Genomic DNA, 15,774 nt, shown 5'->3' with positions numbered 1-15,774 from the left:
GTATGCGCAACCCTGTCGGCGGCCATGTTCCGGTGGCCGGCGGCCTCGCCAAGGTCGGCCTGCCCTACGCCCGCGAGATGGGCGCGGAGGCTGTCCAGGTCTTCGTCGCCAATCCGCGCGGCTGGGCGACCCCGGCCGGGAGTCCGGCGCAGGACGAACAGTTCCGCGCCGAGTGCGCCGCCGAGGCCATACCGGCGTACGTCCATGCCCCGTATCTGATCAACTTCGGCTCGCACACCCCGGCCACCGTCGAGAAATCCGTGGATTCCCTGCGCCATTCGCTGCGCAGGGCCCGCGAGATCGGCGCCCTGGGCGTCGTGGTGCACACCGGTTCGGCGACCAACGGCCGGCCGCGCGAGGAGGCGCTGGCGCAGGTCCGCACCCATATGCGGCCGCTGCTGGACGAGCTGACCCACGACGACGACCCGTTCCTGCTGCTGGAGTCGACCGCCGGGCAGGGTTTCTCGCTCTGCTCACGGACCTGGGACTTCGGCCCGTACTTCGACGCCCTGGACGCCCACCCGAAGCTCGGTATCTGCCTCGACACCTGTCACATCTACGCGGCCGGACACGACCTGGCCGGTCCGGGCGGTATGAAGGAGACGCTGGACCTGCTGGTGGAGACGGTCGGCGAGGGCCGGCTGAAGCTGATCCACGCCAATGACTCCAAGGACGTGGCCGGGGCGCACAAGGACCGGCACGAGAACATCGGGTCGGGCCACATCGGCCAGGAGCCGTTCCGGGAGCTGTTCTCCCACCCCGCCACCGCGGGCGTACCCCTGGTCATCGAGACACCCGGCGGCAAGGAGGGCCATGCGGCGGACGTGGCCCGGCTGAAGGAGCTGCGCGACCGGAGCTGACGGCGAGCCCTGCCCGGGAATACCCCAGGGGGGTATATGGTTCCTCCTGTCGGCAGGAACCGCTCCTCGGCATTGGGGGAACACGATGCAGGACCGCACCCGGCACACAGACCACGCAGGCCACACCTCTCACCCGGACCACACCGGTCACACCGTCCGCACTGGCCATGCCGGCCACTCAGCCGACCACACCGACCACTCCGGCCACGGCTCCGGGGGCGTCAGCTGGGCGATGGCAGCGCAGGCGACACTCCACTGCCTCACCGGATGCGCCATCGGCGAGATTCTCGGCATGGTGATCGGCACCGCGTTCGGCTGGGGCAACGTGCCGACGATGATCCTCGCGATCGTCCTGGCGTTCTTCTTCGGCTACACCCTGACGCTGCGGTCCGTCCTGAAGGCGGGCGTCGGCTTCAGGGCGGCGTTCCGGGTCGCCCTCGCGGCCGACACGCTCTCGATCGCGGTGATGGAGCTGATCGACAACGGGGTGATCGCCCTGTGGCCGGGCGCCATGGACGCCATGCTCTCCGACGTGCTGTTCTGGGGAGCGCTCGCGATCTCGCTCGCCGTCGCCTTCGTCGTCACCACACCGGTGAACAAGTGGATGATCGGGCGGGGCAAGGGGCACGCGGTGGTGCACCGCTACCACCACTGAGGCGGCGAGGAAGGCGTGGCAGGGTCAGAGCTCGGGGCCGTCCCCGGGCTCCTCCTGGTAGGAGTAGCGCTGTTCCTTCCAGGGATCGCCGATGTTGTGGTACCCGCGCTCCTCCCAGAAGCCGCGGCGGTCGGCGCTCATGTACTCGATGCCCCGGACCCACTTGGGGCCCTTCCAGGCGTACAGGTGCGGCACGACGAGCCGGAGCGGGAAGCCGTGTTCGGCGGTGAGCAGTTCGCCGCCCTTGTGGGTGGCGAACAGGGCTCGTTCGGAGGTGAAGTCTTCGAGCCGGAGGTTCGAGCTGAAGCCGTACTCGGCCCAGACCATCACATGGGTGACCTGCGGCGCGGGCGGCGCGAGCGCCACGACATCACGGGCGAGCACTCCGCCCCACTCGGCACCGAGCATGCTGAACTTGGTCACGCAGTGCAGATCGGCGACGACCGAGGAGAACGGCAGCGCGGAGAACTCCTGATGGTTCCAGCAGTGCTTCTCGCCGTCGGCCGTGGCCCCGAAGACGCGGAACTCCCAGCGTTCGGGCTTGAACTTGGGCACCGGCCCGTAGTGGGTGACCGGCCAGCCACGCTGCAGTCGCTGGCCCGGCGGAAGCTCGGACTGCTCTGATGCGCGGCGTTCCCGGCTTTCCGGCTGACCCATGTCTCCATGGTGACAGACAGGCAGGGGTGGTCATGACCAGGGCAGAGGCGTTTCGGACAACTCGTACTAAGCATGCACTTACTGGACGACCATCGGGTGCGATGCGAGGATGCGGCCAACTTGCCCAGTTCACCGGTGGAAGGAGCCTCTGCGATGCAGGGCGACCCCGAGGTCCTCGAGTTCCTGAACGAACAGCTGACCGCCGAATTGACTGCTATCAATCAGTACTTCCTGCATGCAAAGATGCAGGACAACTTCGGCTGGACGAAGCTCGCGAAGTACACGCGCTCCGAGTCCTTCGACGAGATGAAGCACGCCGAGATCCTGACCGACCGCATCCTCTTCCTCGACGGACTGCCGAACTACCAGCGGCTTTTCCATGTACGAGTGGGCCAGACGGTCACCGAGATGTTCCAGGCCGACCGCCAGGTCGAGGTGGAGGCGATCGACCGCCTCAAGCGCGGCATCGAGCTGATGCGCGCCAAGGGTGACATCACGTCCGCAAATATCTTTGAGTCGATCCTGGCCGACGAAGAGCACCACATCGACTATCTCGACACCCAGCTGGAACTGGTCGAGAAGCTCGGGGAGCCGCTGTACATCGCGCAGCTGATCGAGCAGCCGGAGAGCTGACCGGCCGCGACACGCGGCACAGGGCATCGGGTTCGGCCGACCGGGGTCCGGTGGCCGACCGACGGCGGACGCCGGGCGGCATCAGGGGCCGGACGCCGGGCGCGGGTGTCAGGCCGCGTCGGGAAGCGCCGCCGGCGCGGGAACGAGGCCGGGGCCGGTGCCCGGGACGACGCCGGGGCCGGTGCCCGGGACGACGCCGGGGCCGGTGCCCGGGACGACGCCGGGGCCGGTGCCCGGGACGACGCCGGGGCCGGTGCCGGGGACGATGCTCCGATCGGCATCGGGAGCGGCGCCGGCCGTGAGACGGTCAGCGGTGCCGGGCGTCCGCTTCTGGTCCAGCAGCTCACGCCGCGGACATGCGCCGCGGCCGAGCATCGCCTGGATCGTACGGACACAGCCGCCGCAGTCGGTCCCCGCCTTGCAGGCCGAGGCTATCTGGCGGGGCGTGCAGGCGCCCGCTTCCGCATGTTCCTTGACCTGCTTCTCCGTAACGCCGAAGCACGAGCAGACGTACACGCGGTTCACCTCCCGGCGGGATGGATCGTGACTGCCACTCCCGATAATCGGTGAGGCTAACCTAACCTTACCCGCCGCCCAAGGCCCGCAAAAGCCCCGGAACGCCCTGTGGGGCACGGATCACATCGATCCGTGCCCCACAGTCGTGCGTGCGCTGCGCGCGGTGACGCCTTACTGGTCCCGGTACATCTCGGCGACCAGGAACGCGAGGTCCAGCGACTGGCTGCGGTTGAGCCTCGGGTCGCAGGCGGTCTCGTAACGCTGGTGGAGGTCGTCCACGAAGATCTCGTGGCCGCCGCCGACACACTCGGTGACATCGTCACCGGTGAGCTCGACATGGATGCCGCCCGGGTGCGTGCCGAGGCCCTTGTGCACCTCGAAGAAGCCCTTGACCTCGTCCAGGACGTCGTCGAAGCGGCGGGTCTTGTGGCCGGACGCGGCCTCGAAGGTGTTGCCGTGCATCGGGTCGGTCACCCAGGCCACGGTCGCGCCCGAGGCGGTGACCTTCTCGACCAGCTCGGGGAGCTTGTCGCGGACCTTGTCGGCGCCCATCCGGACGACGAAGGTCAGCCGGCCGGGCTCGCGCTCGGGGTCGAGGCGGTCGATGTAGCCGAGGGCCTCGTCGACGGTGGACGTCGGGCCGAGCTTGATGCCGATGGGGTTGCGGATCTTCGAGGCGAACTCGATGTGCGCACCGTCCATCTGGCGGGTGCGCTCACCGATCCAGACCATGTGGGCCGAGGTGTCGTACAGCTGACCGGTCCGCGAGTCGACGCGGGTCAGCGACGACTCGTAGTCCAGCAGCAGCGCCTCGTGCGAGGCGTAGAACTCGACGGCCTTGAACTCGGCCGGGTCCGTGCCGCACGCCTTCATGAAGTTCAGCGCGTTGTCGATCTCGCGGGCCAGGGCCTCGTAGCGCTGGCCGGACGGGGACGACTTCACGAAGTCCTGGTTCCAGGCGTGCACCTGGCGCAGGTCGGCGTAACCACCGGTGGTGAAGGCACGGACGAGGTTCAGCGTGGAGGCGGACGCGTGGTACATCCGCTTCAGCCGCTCCGGGTCCGGGACGCGCTCGGCCTCGGTGAAGGCGAAGCCGTTGACGGAGTCGCCCCGGTAGGTCGGCAGCGTCACGCCGTCGCGGGTCTCGGTCGGCTTGGAGCGCGGCTTGGAGTACTGACCGGCGATCCGGCCCACCTTGACGACGGGCACGGAGGCCGCGTAGGTGAGGACGGCGCTCATCTGGAGCAGCGTCTTCAGCTTGGCCCGGATGTGCTCGGCGGACACGGCGTCGAATGCCTCGGCACAGTCACCGCCCTGCAGCAGGAACGCCTCGCCCTTGGCGACGGCTCCCATGCGGGCGCGCAGCTGGTCGCACTCGCCGGCAAAAACGAGCGGCGGATACGACGCGAGGTCCGCGAGTACATCGCGCAGGGCCTCGGAGTCGGGGTACTCGGGCTGCTGCGCCGCGGGAAGGTCTCGCCAGGTGTTGCCACCGGCGACGGGGGTATTGGCGTTCACGGTCACAGCCTCCACATTACGGGGTCTCGTCCAGTGGTTTTCCGGGTGCTCAACGGATGAGACGGCGCACGTCCCGCCCCGTCGCACGGAAGACGGCACGCGTTCCGCCCCGTCGCACGGAAGACGAGGCACTTCCCGGCCGGGGGCACGAAGACGCTCCCGCCCCCGGTCGCGCAGAACGGGCCACTGCCCGTCCCGGTCATGGGTTAAGGTACCGGCATGTTCGCGCACTCGACCCGTAACTGGTGGTGGACCGCTCATCCAGCGGCCCACTGATCGCGCGTACACACCGACGCAGAGGCCGCCCGAGGGGCGGCCTTTCCCATGTCCAGAGGCCGTTCCTCCCAGCTGATCCCAGTGGAAGGAACACCGCAGATGGCACCGCACACCGCACCGCACACGCTCGTCCAGAGGCTTCTCGGCGACGACTGCCCGCCCTTCGCCCTGCTGCGCAGGCGCACCCCCGGCCACGACCACGACACGGTCGAGGTACTGATCGGCCGGGTCCACGAGGCCGCCCGGCTCGCCGACATCCCCGTGGGTGAGCGGCCCGCCCTCGCCCTCGTGCCGTTCCGGCAGATCGCCGAGCGTGGCTTCGACGTCCGCGACGACGGCACCCCGCTGGCCGTACTGGTCGCGGACGAGACGTACGAACTTCCTCTCGACGGAACGCTGGATGCGCTGCCCGCCCACGCGGTGCGGGTCGAGGGCGGTGCGTTCGACGTGTCCGACGAGGAGTACGCGGGGACGGTGCGGCAGGTCATCGAGGACGAGATCGGCCGGGGCGAGGGCGCGAACTTCGTCATCCGGCGGACCTTCCGGGGCGAGATCCCGGGCTTCGGCAGGGCGGACGCGCTGGCACTGTTCCGGCGGCTGCTGGCCGGCGAGCGGGGCGCGTACTGGACGTTCGTCGTCCATACCGGGGACAGGACCCTGGTCGGTGCCAGCCCCGAGGTGCATGTGCGGATGTCCGGCGGGACCGTCGTGATGAATCCGATCAGCGGGACGTACCGCTACCCCGCCGAGGGCCCGACCGCCGAGAGCCTGCTGGCCTTCCTCGGTGACCGCAAGGAGACCGAGGAGCTCTCCATGGTGGTCGACGAGGAGCTCAAGATGATGTGCACGGTCGGCGACATGGGCGGGGTGGTGATCGGGCCCCGGCTCAAGGAGATGACCCATCTCGCGCACACGGAGTACGAGTTGCGCGGCCGCTCCTCGCTGGATGTGCGCGAGGTGCTGAAGGAGACCATGTTCGCGGCGACGGTCACCGGTTCCCCCGTGCAGAACGCCTGCCGCGTCATCGAGCGGTACGAGTCCGGCGGGCGCGGCTACTACGCGGGCGCGCTGGCCCTGTTGCGGCGGGGGCCCGGCGGGGCGCAGACGCTGGACTCGCCGATCCTGATCCGGACCGCCGACATCTCGGCCCGGGGCGAACTGCGGGTGCCGGTCGGGGCGACACTGGTGCGCCACTCGGATCCGGACAGCGAGGTCGCCGAGACCCATGCGAAGGCGGCCGGTGTGCTGACCGCGCTGGGGGTGCGGCCGGGGCGGCCGCAGGCGGAGGGGGCGCGTCCCGGGCTGGCCGACGATCCCCGGGTGCGGGCGGCGCTGGATGCCCGGCGGGACGGGCTGGCGCCGTTCTGGCTGCGGATGCAGGAGCGCACCGACGCGCTGTCCGGCCATGCGCTGGTGATCGACGGCGAGGACACCTTCACCTCGATGCTGGGGCATCTGCTGCGCGCCTCGGGCCTCGATGTGTCGGTGCGCCGCTACGACGAGCCGGGGCTGCGCGAGATCGTACGGGCGCACGAGGGGCCCGTCGTGCTGGGCCCCGGGCCGGGCGATCCGGGTGACGCGGCCGACCCGAAGATGCGGCTGCTGCGCTCCCTCGCCGCGGAGCTCGTACGGGATCACCGGCACGGGCTGCTCGGGGTGTGCCTGGGCCATGAGCTGATCGCGGCGGAGCTGGGTCTCGACATCGTCCGCAAGACGGTGCCGTACCAGGGCGCGCAGACCCGGATCGAGCTGTTCGGCCGCCCGGAGACCGTCGGTTTCTACAACAGCTTCACCGCGCGCTGCGACGAGGCGGCAGCGGCCGAGCTCGCCGCGCACGGCATCGAGGCGAGCCGGGACGGGGCGGCCGGGGAGCTGCACGCGCTGCGCGGGGACGGCTTCGCCTCGGTGCAGTTCCATCCGGAGTCGGTGCTGACGCTGCGCGGGGCGGCGATCGTGGGCGAGCTCCTGGCGGGGCTGCCGGTACGCGGCTGAGCCGTCGTCGGGTCCCCGCGCCCTCAGGCTCCGGGCTCCGCGGGGACCAGGACGTTCTCGCTGCGGCGGCCGGCCAGGTAGTCGTCGATGTTGCGGACGGTGGCGTCGATGATCTGGCCGACCGCGTCCTCGGTGTAGTACGCCTGGTGCGAGGTGACCAGGACGTTCGGGAAGGTGACGAGGCGGGCCAGGGTGTCGTCGTCGACGCCCTGCAGGGACTTGTCGAGGAAGAAGAGCCCGGCCTCCGCCTCGTACACGTCGAGACCGACGCCCAGGAGCCGGCCCGCCCGCAACACCTCGACCAGGGCCGAGGTGTCGACGAGTCCGCCTCGGCTGGAGTTGACGAGGATCGCGTCGTCCTTCATGTGGGCCAGGGCGTCCTTGCCGATGATGTGGTGGGTCGAGGGCAGCAGGGGGACGTGCAGACTGATCAGGTCGGACTCGGCGAGGAGCTGTTCCTTGTCGACGTACCGCATGCCGAGCTCGACGCAGGCGGGGTTCTCGTCGATGTCCCAGCCGAGCAGATTCATGCCGAAGCCATGGGCGATCCGGGTGAAGGCCTCGCCGATCTTCCCGGTGCCGATGACGCCGGCCGTGCGGCCGTGCATGTCCCGTCCGAGGAGGCCGTCGAGGCGGAAGTCGAAGTCCCGGGTGCGGATCGTGGCGCGGACGACCCGGCGGTTGACCGCCATGGCGAGGGTCCAGGCGAATTCGGCGACGGAATAGGGCGAGTACCAGGAGACCCGGGAGACCCGCAGGGCGAGGCGTTCGGCGACGTCCCGGTCGATGTTGTTGAAGCCGGTGGAGCGCTGGGCGATCATCTGGGTGCCGCCCGCCGCGAGGGTCTGCAGGACCCGGCCGCCCAGGTCGGCGTTGACGCTGGTGGAGATGATCTCGTAGCCCGCCGCGATGGGCGCGGTGTCCTGGTTGAGAAAGACATCCAGGCAGCGCACCTCGTACTTCCCGGCGCAGGCCTTCTCGATCAGGGGCTTCTCGTCGGACTGCACACCGAAGGCCAGGATTTCCACGACGTCTCCCGTGATGGATGCGGGCGAGGTGCGGGGCCCGCTCGGGGAGCGGGCCCCGCGGGGCCGGTCATCGCGAATATACGGCGAGGCCCACCGGTCCGCCGCTCAGCGGCTCCCGGGCTCCCCGGCCGGGCATGCGCCGGTGCCGGAGGGGCGAGCTGTCCGGGACGGGCCCGCTCGGCTCCGCACCGAGGCCGGTCGCAGACCTCTTCGGGAGGGGCCGTACGGTCAATTCCCATACAGGGTGCGGAATTCGCCGTCAGACGTCGTCGAGGCCGCGCTCGATGGCGTACCGCACCAGCTCCACCCTGTTGTGCAGCTGGAGCTTGCCCAGGGTGTTCTGGACGTGGTTCTGGACCGTGCGGTGGGAGATGACCAGCCGTTCGGCGATCTGCTTGTACGAGAGCCCCTTGGCCACCAGCCGCAGCACCTCGGTCTCCCGGTCGGTGAGCTGCGGTGCCTTCGGCTCGTCCGGGGCGACGGGCGCGGGTTCGGAGGCCAGCCTGCGGTACTCGCCCAGGACGAGTCCGGCGAGGCCGGGAGTGAAGACCGGGTTGCCCGCGGCGGTGGAACGGACCGCCTCGGTCAGCTCCTGGGTGCTCGCCGACTTCAGCAGATAACCGGTGGCGCCGGACTTGACCGCCTCCAGGACGTCGGCGTGCTCACCGCTCGCGGAGAGCACCAGGACCCGCAGTCCGGGCTGGGATCCGACGAGTTCCTTGCAGACCTGGACACCGGGCATCCCGGGCAGGTTGAGGTCGAGGACCAGGACATCGGGGGTGACGGCCCCGGCCCGGCGGACCGCCTGCGGGCCGTCGCCCGCGGTCGCCACCACGTCGAAGCCGGACTCCGCGAGGTCGCGGGCGACGGCGTCGCGCCACATCGGGTGGTCGTCGACCACCATCACCCTGATGGGCCGCTGCTGCCCGGCACCCTCGTCATGTGCTGCGCTCATCGGACTGAACCCGCCTTCCCCCGTGCCGTCTTCGGAACCTTCAGTTCGACCTCGGTGCCCTGGCCGGGCACCGAGATCAGCTCTGCCGTGCCGCCCAGGTCGCGCAGCCGCCCCCGGATCGACAGGGCGACGCCGAGGCGCCCCTCCCCCTCGGCCTGGGCGAGCCGCCCCTCCGGGATACCGGGTCCGTCGTCCCGGACCGTGACGATCACCTCGTCAGGCCAGTCCTCGACCAGGATCCACGCCTGGGCGCTCTCCCCCGCGTGCACCCGGACATTGTCCAGGGCCGCGCCGACGGCCGCCGCCAGCTCCCCTGCCGCCGGGGACGGGAGCAGCACCGGCGCTCCGGGCTCCGCGAACGTCACCCGGGATCCGGCGTGCGGGGCGAGCAGGGACCGCAGATCGGTGTCGCCGGGCGCATCCGGGTCGTCGTCGTCCACCTCGACGGTGCGCACCACGGCGCCCTGGGCCGCGTCCTCGGACACCCGGGTGGGAGGCACCAGACCGCTGGAGACCAGGGAGCGCAGGGCGACCTCCTGTTCCCCGGCCATCCTGCCCAGCTCGGCGGCCTCGCCGCCGAGCGCCGTGCCCCGGCGCTGCACCATGGCGAGGACCTGGAGCACGCTGTCGTGGATGTCTCGGGCCAGGCGTTCGCGCTCCCGGGTGGCGGCCTCGATCTCCAGGGCGCGGGCGAGGGTGCGCTCACTGGCGCGGGCGACCTCGACGACGTACCCGATGGCGATGGAGGCGACCCAGACCAGCAGGACGTTGTGCAGGGTGTCGCGGCTGGGTTCGGCACGCTCGATCAGGTTGGCGAGGGCGACGAAGGTGGAGGCGAAGGCCGCCCACCGCCAGCCGCCCTTGATGGCGAAGGCCAGGACGGAGCCGGCGGTCCAGATGGACGGCAGGGTCGGCCCGTCCATGTGCTGGGCCTGGAAGTCGGCGAGCGGGGTGACGAGGATGCCGATGAGCGCGAGCGCGAGGTCCGCGCCCAGGAACCGCTTCGTGCAGGCCACGGCGCCGGCGACCTTCGGCAGGGTCGCGAGCGTCCAGAGGGTCATGACCGCCAGGAAGGCGACGGCCACCCACGGCCGCTCGTACTTGTCGCGTCCGAAGACGGCGAGCAGGATCGCGTAGAGCATCGTCAGGAGGCGGTACGCGGTCAGGGCACGCCACAGCGGCTGCTCGACCGACATCCTCACGACCCGCACACGTCTGGCCATCTTCTTCTCCCCCACCCCCGGACGGACCCTGTCGCGCACTCGGCTCAGGCGCTGCCGCGGTCCGTTTCCTGCTCGTCCCGGCCACCGGACGCGGCCTTCCCAGCGGCTTCCGCCCGGTGCTTCGCCTCGTCGGCGATCTGCCGCTTGGCGGCGGTCGCGTAGATGTCGACGTACTCCTGGCCGGAGAGCTTCATGATCTCGTACATGACCTCGTCGGTGACCGAGCGCAGGATGAAGCGGTCGCCCTCCATGCCGTGGTAGCGGCTGAAGTCGAGCGGCTTGCCGATCCTGATCCCCGGGCGCATCAGCCTGGGCACCACCTGGCCGGGCGGCTGGATCTTCTCCGTGTCGATCATCGCAACGGGGATGACGGGCGCACCGGTGGCCAGCGCCACCCGGGCGAGACCACCGGGCTTGCCCCGGTAGAGGCGGCCGTCGGGCGACCGGGTGCCCTCCGGGTAGATGCCGAACAGGCCGCCGCTCTCGATGACCTCGATGCCGGCCTTTATCGCCGCCTCACCGGCCCCACGGGCGCCCGAGCGGTCGACCGGGAGCTGTCCGACGCCCTTGAAGAAGGCGGCGGTGAGCTTTCCCTTGACCCCGGGCGCGGTGAAGTACTCGGACTTGGCGATGAAGGTGACCTTGCGGTCCAGGACGGCGGGCAGGAAGAAGGAGTCGGAGAACGACAGATGGTTGCTGGCGAGGATCGCGGGTCCGTGCGCGGGAATGTTCTCCAGGCCCTCCACCCACGGCCTGAAGGCGAGCTTCAGGGACCCGCCGATGGAGAACTTCATTGCGCCGTAGATCATCTCGGGTGCCTCCTGTCTGCTGTCCGACAGACCTTAACCCGTGCGTCCGCCGGTGCTTCCGCCCGGCGCGGACGGGGTGCCCCGGGGCTCGGCCCGTGACGGCCCTGGTCGGTGTCGGCCCGGTCGCGTACGGTGAAGTAATCCTTCCGCACTCCCCGCCTTTCGCTCCCCTTCGAGCCTCACGAACAGGAGACCCCGGTGCCGGTCCTTCCTGGAGCCGAGCCGTTCCGCCACGAGGGCGGAGAGGTCGGCGTCCTCCTCTGTCACGGATTCACCGGTTCCCCGCAGTCACTGCGCCCCTGGGCCGACTATCTGGCGGAGCGCGGACTCACGGTGTCGCTGCCGCTGCTTCCCGGGCACGGCACCCGCTGGCAGGACATGCAGGTGACCGGCTGGCAGGACTGGTACGCGGAGGTGGACCGGGAGCTGCGCTCGCTGCTGGAGCGGTGCGAGCAGGTCTTCGTGTTCGGTCTCTCCATGGGCGGTGCGCTGTCGCTGCGGCTGGCCGCGAAGCACGGCGACGCCGTCCGGGGGCTGGTGCTGGTCAACCCGGCCAACAAGGTGCACGGTCTGGCGGCGCACGCGCTGCCCGTCGTCCGTCATCTGGTGCCGACGACGAAGGGGCTGGCGAGCGACATCGCCCTGGAGGGCGCCCACGAGGTGGGCTACGACCGGGTGCCGCTGCACGCGGCGCACTCGGTGCGGCAGTTCTTCCGGCTGGTCGACGCCGAGCTTCCCCAGGTGACTCAGCCGGTCCTGCTGCTGCACAGCCCGCAGGACCACGTCGTGCCGCCGGCCGACACCGCCCGGATCCTGAGCAGGATCTCCTCGACGGACGTCGAGGAGATCCTGCTGGAACAGAGCTACCACGTCGCGACGTTGGACCACGATGCGGAGCGGATCTTCGACGAGAGCTACTCGTTCATCGGCCGCCTCGCTCCGAGCGTCGGAAAGAAGGGGAGCAGGTCCGGTGGCTGAGCACGACGCGGAGCGCACAGGCAGCGAGGAGGAGCGCGAGCCGCTCCCCGCCGGGGGGACGGCCGTGCCCGAGGAGGACGGCGGTGCGCCGGCCCCCGAGGCACCGTCCGCGCCCACGGGGGCGGACGGCGAACGCCCGGTCGACGAGGACGCCGTCTGGAAGGCGATCGTCGAGGGGTACGGGGAGGAGCCGCCGGACCCGCCGGGGGCCAGGCCCTTCCGGTCCGTCGAGGACCTCGCGCTTCCGGAGGACGGTGCGCCGACCGCTCTGGACCCGGACAAGGGCATCGGCAAGCGTCCGCCCAAGCCGCCGGAGAAGCCGCTCGGCAGCTCGGTGGTCTTCGCCCCCGGGGTCGGCGGCCCGCGTGACTACGAGCCGGCGGAACCCGCCGACGGCGACATCGACGACGACAGCGGCGAGGGGCACTTCGTGCCGCCGGAGCCGCCGCCGCTGCCGGAGGCCGACGTCACGGCGAAGTTCGCCTGGCTCGCGGTGGTCGGCGGCCCCGTCCTCCTGCTGCTGGCGGTGCTGCTCCAGTGGGAGATGACCTGGTGGCTGACCACGGTCGGTGTCGGCGGCTTCCTCGGCGGTTTCGTGACGCTGGTGGCGCGGATGGAGAACGACGACGAGGACGGTGACGACCCCGGGCGCGGCGCGGTGGTCTGAACGGTTCCCCTGCGGGGCCCTTGGGCGGGCGGCAGCGGGATCTTTGGCCTTGCCCCGGTCCGGGGCTGGGGTCTTTGTCCTCAATCGCCGGACGGGCTCGGTGCGGGGCCCTCGGGCGGGCGGCATCGGGGGTTTTGGCCTTGCCCCGGTCCGGGGCGGCGGGGTTCCGTCCTCAATCGCCGGACGGGCTGGGTGCGGGTGCTACGCGGGGTGCGTTCTGTCCGGTGGGTGGGGGTGGGGTCCCTCCGGGGCGTCTCCTCAGAAATGGCGTGTGCACCCGGGAACGTAAGTGGAACCCGGGTCGTACGCCATTCCCTGCGGGGACTCCCCTGCACGCCCCCACCCGGCTTTCGTCAGCGTCTGCACCCCGGTGGGACGACCCCGCAGACAGAAGGGCACCGGCCCTCCGGCTGGTCGCAGACGCATGGCGGGCCGGTTCGGGGCCGTGCAGGGGAGTCCCCGCGGAACGACGAACAGATACCCGGGTCCCACCGCGTACCGGCGGAACGTTCGTCGTTCGAGGAGACGCCCCGGAGGGGCACGGGGCGACCCACCGGCGTCATCCGATGTCCGGCGGGTCCACCCGGATCCGTACCGCACCACCGGCGCCGCCCCCACCGCTCCCCCGGGACATCCGTGCGGCCTGCGCCCCTTTCAGCGCGGCCGCCAGCGCTGCCCCGCTTCCCGGCGGCACCCGGATCAGGGCCCGTTCCCAGGCTTCGCCCACCGGTGCCTCGGAGGGTCTGCGCGGTCGGCCGGGCGCACCGCCCGGGACCGGCACCGGACCGAGCACCTGGGCGTTGGGCGGCAGCTCGGCAGCCGCCAGGAACGCGGCGAGCGCCTCCGGCGCCCCCGTCACCGACGCCATCCGGGACACCGGCGGAAAGCCCAGTTCGGCCCGTTCCGCGAGTTCACGCCGGGCGTGTCCGACCGGGTCCCAGCGCACCAGAGCCTGCACGGGCCGCAGCGTCGGCTCCGCGACGACCACCACCGTTCCGCCCTCCGGCTGCCCCCGCACCAGCGCGGCGGCGGCCGTCCAGCGGCGCAGCGCCTCCTCGCCGGCCCGCAGATCGGGGCGGCCGACCATCGCCCAGCCGTCCAGCAGCAACGCCGCCGCGTACCCGCCCTCGGCGACCGGCTCGGCGCCCGGGGTGCTGACCACCAGCGCGGGCAGGCCGGGCACCGAGTCCAGGATGTGGTCGCGGCCGGAGGTGCGGACCGGCACGGCGGGAAAGGCCCGCCCCAGCTCCTCCGCGGTCCGGCGGGCGCCGACGATCTGTGCCCGCAGCCTGCGGGAGCCGCAGGCGACGCAGTGCCAGGCCGTCTCGGCCCTCCCGCACCAGGCGCAGTTCAGGTCCTGCTGGTCGGGCGCCTCCAGTGGCCCTGCGCAGTGCCGGCAACGCGCGGGCTCCCGGCAGCGCTCGCAGGCCAGCCGGGGGGCGTAGCCCCGGCGCGGCACCTGCACCAGCACCGGTCCGGTGCGGAGCCCGTCGCGCACGGTCTGCCAGGCCAGACTCGGCAGCCGGGCCGCGCGGGCTGCGCCGTCCCGCGCGAGTTCGCCGTCACCGACGGTACGGACCAGGGGAGCCGCGATCCGCAGCTGTTCCCGGTCCGCGCGCAGCGGCAGCGCCCAGCCGCTCTCGACCAGCTGCGCGGCCTCCACGGTGCAGCTCGTCCCGCCGAGCAGGAAGGCGCAGCGGCCGTGCGCGGCCCGCAGCTCCAGGACCTCGCGGACGTGCGGGAAGGGGGCGTTGTCGTCGCTGTGGCTGGAGTCCCCGTCGTCCCAGACCGCGACCAGGCCGAGGTCGGCGACGGGGGCGAACATCGCGGCCCGGGTCCCGACGACCGCCCTGACAGATCCTCGGCTCACCGCGAGCCACTCCCGGTAACGCTTCTCCGGCCCCGAACCCGCTGTCAGAGTCGCGTGGCGGCCCTCCCCGAGTGATGCGGTCAGGGCTGCGTCGACGCGCTCCGCGGTCCGTCCGTCGGGGACGACGACCAGCGCGCCACGGCCCGACGCGAGCGTCGCGGCGACGGCGACGGCGATCTCCTGCGGCCAGTGCGGTCCCGGCAGCGCGGTCCACACCGCCCGGGGCGCTCCCCCGTCGGCCAGTGCGGACAGAAAGGCGGGGCCCTGCGCGTAGCGCTGCCAGGTACCGGGCGAAGGCGGCGGGGGCGGCGGCAGCGGCTCGGGCGACGGCTTGCCCTCGGCCCGGGCGTTCCGCGGCGGCACCGCGAGCTGAAGCACGTCGGCGAGGCTGCCTGCGTACCGGTCGGCGACGGCGCGGGCGAGTGCGAGCAGCCCGGGGCCGAGGACGGGTTCGGGCGAGACGACGGAGGCGAGGGCGGCCAGCGCCCCGCTGTAGTCGGACTCGGCGAGCCGCTCGACCAGGAAGCCGTCGATGAGCCCGCCGCCCTCACGTCGCCCGCCCCGGACGTTGCGTCCCCCGGCGCCGAATCGCACCCGCACCCGGACACCTGGCTGCGCCTCGGCGTCGAGCTCCTCGGGCACGGCGTAGTCGAAGTACTGGTCGAGGTGGAGCGCACCCTTGTTCACCAGCACGCGCGCGACGGGAAGCTCCCTGGCGAGCGCGGCCCCTCGCCAGGTCCGCGGCTTGGCGCGCGGCACCTTGGCCCGGCGCACGGTCTCCCGGATCAGCGCAAGCTGCTCCGGTGCCCCGGCATCGGGCTCGTCGGACCGCTCGTCGTCGCTGCTCACAGCCAAATTCCTACCAGACGTCACTGACAGCCGGGGCCGCCGGTGATCCCGGACCACGCGTACCCGCGGAGCCGGACGGCCCAGTCCGGAGACGGACGCGCCGGAGCCCGGACACCGTGACGGCATCCGGGCTCCGGCGTACGTACGACGCCCCCGCGGGGGCGGCCGTCGGCCCCTACAGGCCTGCGGCCCGGCGCAGTGCGTCCACGCGGTCGGTGCGCTCCCATGTGAAGTCGGGGAGCTCACGGCCGAAGTGGCCGTAGGCGGCGGTCTGGGCGTAGATCGGAC

At 71.7% G+C, this 15,774-nt stretch carries 14 protein-coding genes and 1 pseudogene; 7 read left to right on the top strand and 8 right to left on the bottom strand.

Annotation, left to right across the window (positions count from 1 at the left end):
- Positions 1-2 precede the first annotated feature (2 nt).
- Together ACZ4LX_RS03275 and ACZ4LX_RS03270 are read left to right on the top strand one after the other, a co-directional pair.
- Positions 3-860: a deoxyribonuclease IV gene (locus ACZ4LX_RS03275; RefSeq protein WP_467634842.1), complete on the top strand. Its 858-nt coding sequence runs from the start codon at positions 3-5 to the stop codon at positions 858-860.
- Between the two features lie 85 nt (positions 861-945).
- A complete protein-coding gene (locus ACZ4LX_RS03270; RefSeq protein ID WP_467634838.1) occupies positions 946-1,515 on the top strand; it encodes a DUF4396 domain-containing protein in 570 nt (189 codons plus the stop codon).
- A 24-nt stretch (positions 1,516-1,539) separates the two neighbouring features.
- Here ACZ4LX_RS03270 and ACZ4LX_RS03265 read toward each other — a convergent pair whose 3' ends face one another.
- Complete coding sequence (locus ACZ4LX_RS03265; protein WP_467634835.1) at positions 1,540-2,172, bottom strand: sulfite oxidase-like oxidoreductase; 633 nt, start codon at positions 2,170-2,172, stop codon at positions 1,540-1,542.
- 153 nt (positions 2,173-2,325) lie between these two features.
- Between ACZ4LX_RS03265 and bfr the strand changes: the two genes are divergently transcribed.
- Entirely contained in the window at positions 2,326-2,805 is a 480-nt protein-coding gene (gene bfr / locus ACZ4LX_RS03260; protein WP_073735557.1) for a bacterioferritin, read from the top strand.
- Between the two features lie 309 nt (positions 2,806-3,114).
- Here the strand turns inward: bfr and ACZ4LX_RS03255 are convergent.
- Together ACZ4LX_RS03255 and ACZ4LX_RS03250 are read right to left on the bottom strand one after the other, a co-directional pair.
- Positions 3,115-3,321: pseudogene (locus ACZ4LX_RS03255) on the bottom strand ((2Fe-2S)-binding protein); the annotation flags it as partial.
- Positions 3,322-3,492: 171 nt separating this feature from the next.
- Positions 3,493-4,854: a class II 3-deoxy-7-phosphoheptulonate synthase gene (locus tag ACZ4LX_RS03250; RefSeq protein ID WP_467634831.1), complete on the bottom strand. Its 1,362-nt coding sequence runs from the start codon at positions 4,852-4,854 to the stop codon at positions 3,493-3,495.
- Between the two features lie 204 nt (positions 4,855-5,058).
- Here ACZ4LX_RS03250 and ACZ4LX_RS03245 point away from each other — a divergent pair, with 204 nt between their 5' ends.
- Positions 5,059-5,115, top strand: a complete 57-nt coding sequence (locus ACZ4LX_RS03245) for a trp operon leader peptide (protein WP_073735655.1) — start codon at positions 5,059-5,061, stop codon at positions 5,113-5,115.
- Positions 5,116-5,214: 99 nt separating this feature from the next.
- A complete protein-coding gene (locus tag ACZ4LX_RS03240) occupies positions 5,215-7,107 on the top strand; it encodes an anthranilate synthase family protein (RefSeq protein WP_467634828.1) in 1,893 nt (630 codons plus the stop codon).
- A 23-nt stretch (positions 7,108-7,130) separates the two neighbouring features.
- Here ACZ4LX_RS03240 and ACZ4LX_RS03235 read toward each other — a convergent pair whose 3' ends face one another.
- The 4 genes from ACZ4LX_RS03235 to ACZ4LX_RS03220 form a co-directional block, all read right to left on the bottom strand.
- Positions 7,131-8,135 carry a 2-hydroxyacid dehydrogenase gene (locus tag ACZ4LX_RS03235; protein ID WP_467634824.1) on the bottom strand — a complete coding sequence of 335 codons (1,005 nt, stop codon included), beginning with the start codon at positions 8,133-8,135 and terminating at the stop codon, positions 7,131-7,133.
- 259 nt (positions 8,136-8,394) lie between these two features.
- Complete coding sequence (locus tag ACZ4LX_RS03230) at positions 8,395-9,090, bottom strand: response regulator (protein WP_467634821.1); 696 nt, start codon at positions 9,088-9,090, stop codon at positions 8,395-8,397.
- Entirely contained in the window at positions 9,087-10,313 is a 1,227-nt protein-coding gene (gene macS / locus ACZ4LX_RS03225; protein WP_467634818.1) for a MacS family sensor histidine kinase, read from the bottom strand. The genes ACZ4LX_RS03230 and macS overlap by 4 nt, the downstream gene beginning before the upstream one ends.
- Before the next feature lie 44 nt (positions 10,314-10,357).
- Positions 10,358-11,122 (bottom strand): lysophospholipid acyltransferase family protein, encoded by a 765-nt coding sequence (locus ACZ4LX_RS03220; protein WP_467634815.1) that lies wholly within the window; start codon positions 11,120-11,122, stop codon positions 10,358-10,360.
- Between the two features lie 198 nt (positions 11,123-11,320).
- Here ACZ4LX_RS03220 and ACZ4LX_RS03215 point away from each other — a divergent pair, with 198 nt between their 5' ends.
- Complete coding sequence (locus ACZ4LX_RS03215; protein ID WP_467721063.1) at positions 11,321-12,100, top strand: alpha/beta hydrolase; 780 nt, start codon at positions 11,321-11,323, stop codon at positions 12,098-12,100.
- The gene (locus tag ACZ4LX_RS03210) at positions 12,093-12,767 is read left to right on the top strand and encodes a hypothetical protein (RefSeq protein ID WP_467634807.1); all 675 of its coding nucleotides are present in this window, start codon (positions 12,093-12,095) and stop codon (positions 12,765-12,767) included. Before ACZ4LX_RS03215 ends, ACZ4LX_RS03210 begins: the two co-directional genes overlap by 8 nt.
- 559 nt (positions 12,768-13,326) lie before the next feature.
- On the opposite strand, the gene ACZ4LX_RS03205 is transcribed toward ACZ4LX_RS03210, so the two are convergent.
- A complete protein-coding gene (locus ACZ4LX_RS03205) occupies positions 13,327-15,486 on the bottom strand; it encodes a primosomal protein N' (protein WP_467651304.1) in 2,160 nt (719 codons plus the stop codon).
- Positions 15,487-15,774 lie beyond the last annotated feature (288 nt).

The sequence above is a fragment of the Streptomyces sp. NPDC026062 genome (assembly GCF_055568375.1).
The sequence above is the reverse complement of the archived record's forward strand: the minus strand, read 5'-3'. Positions and strand labels throughout refer to the sequence as shown.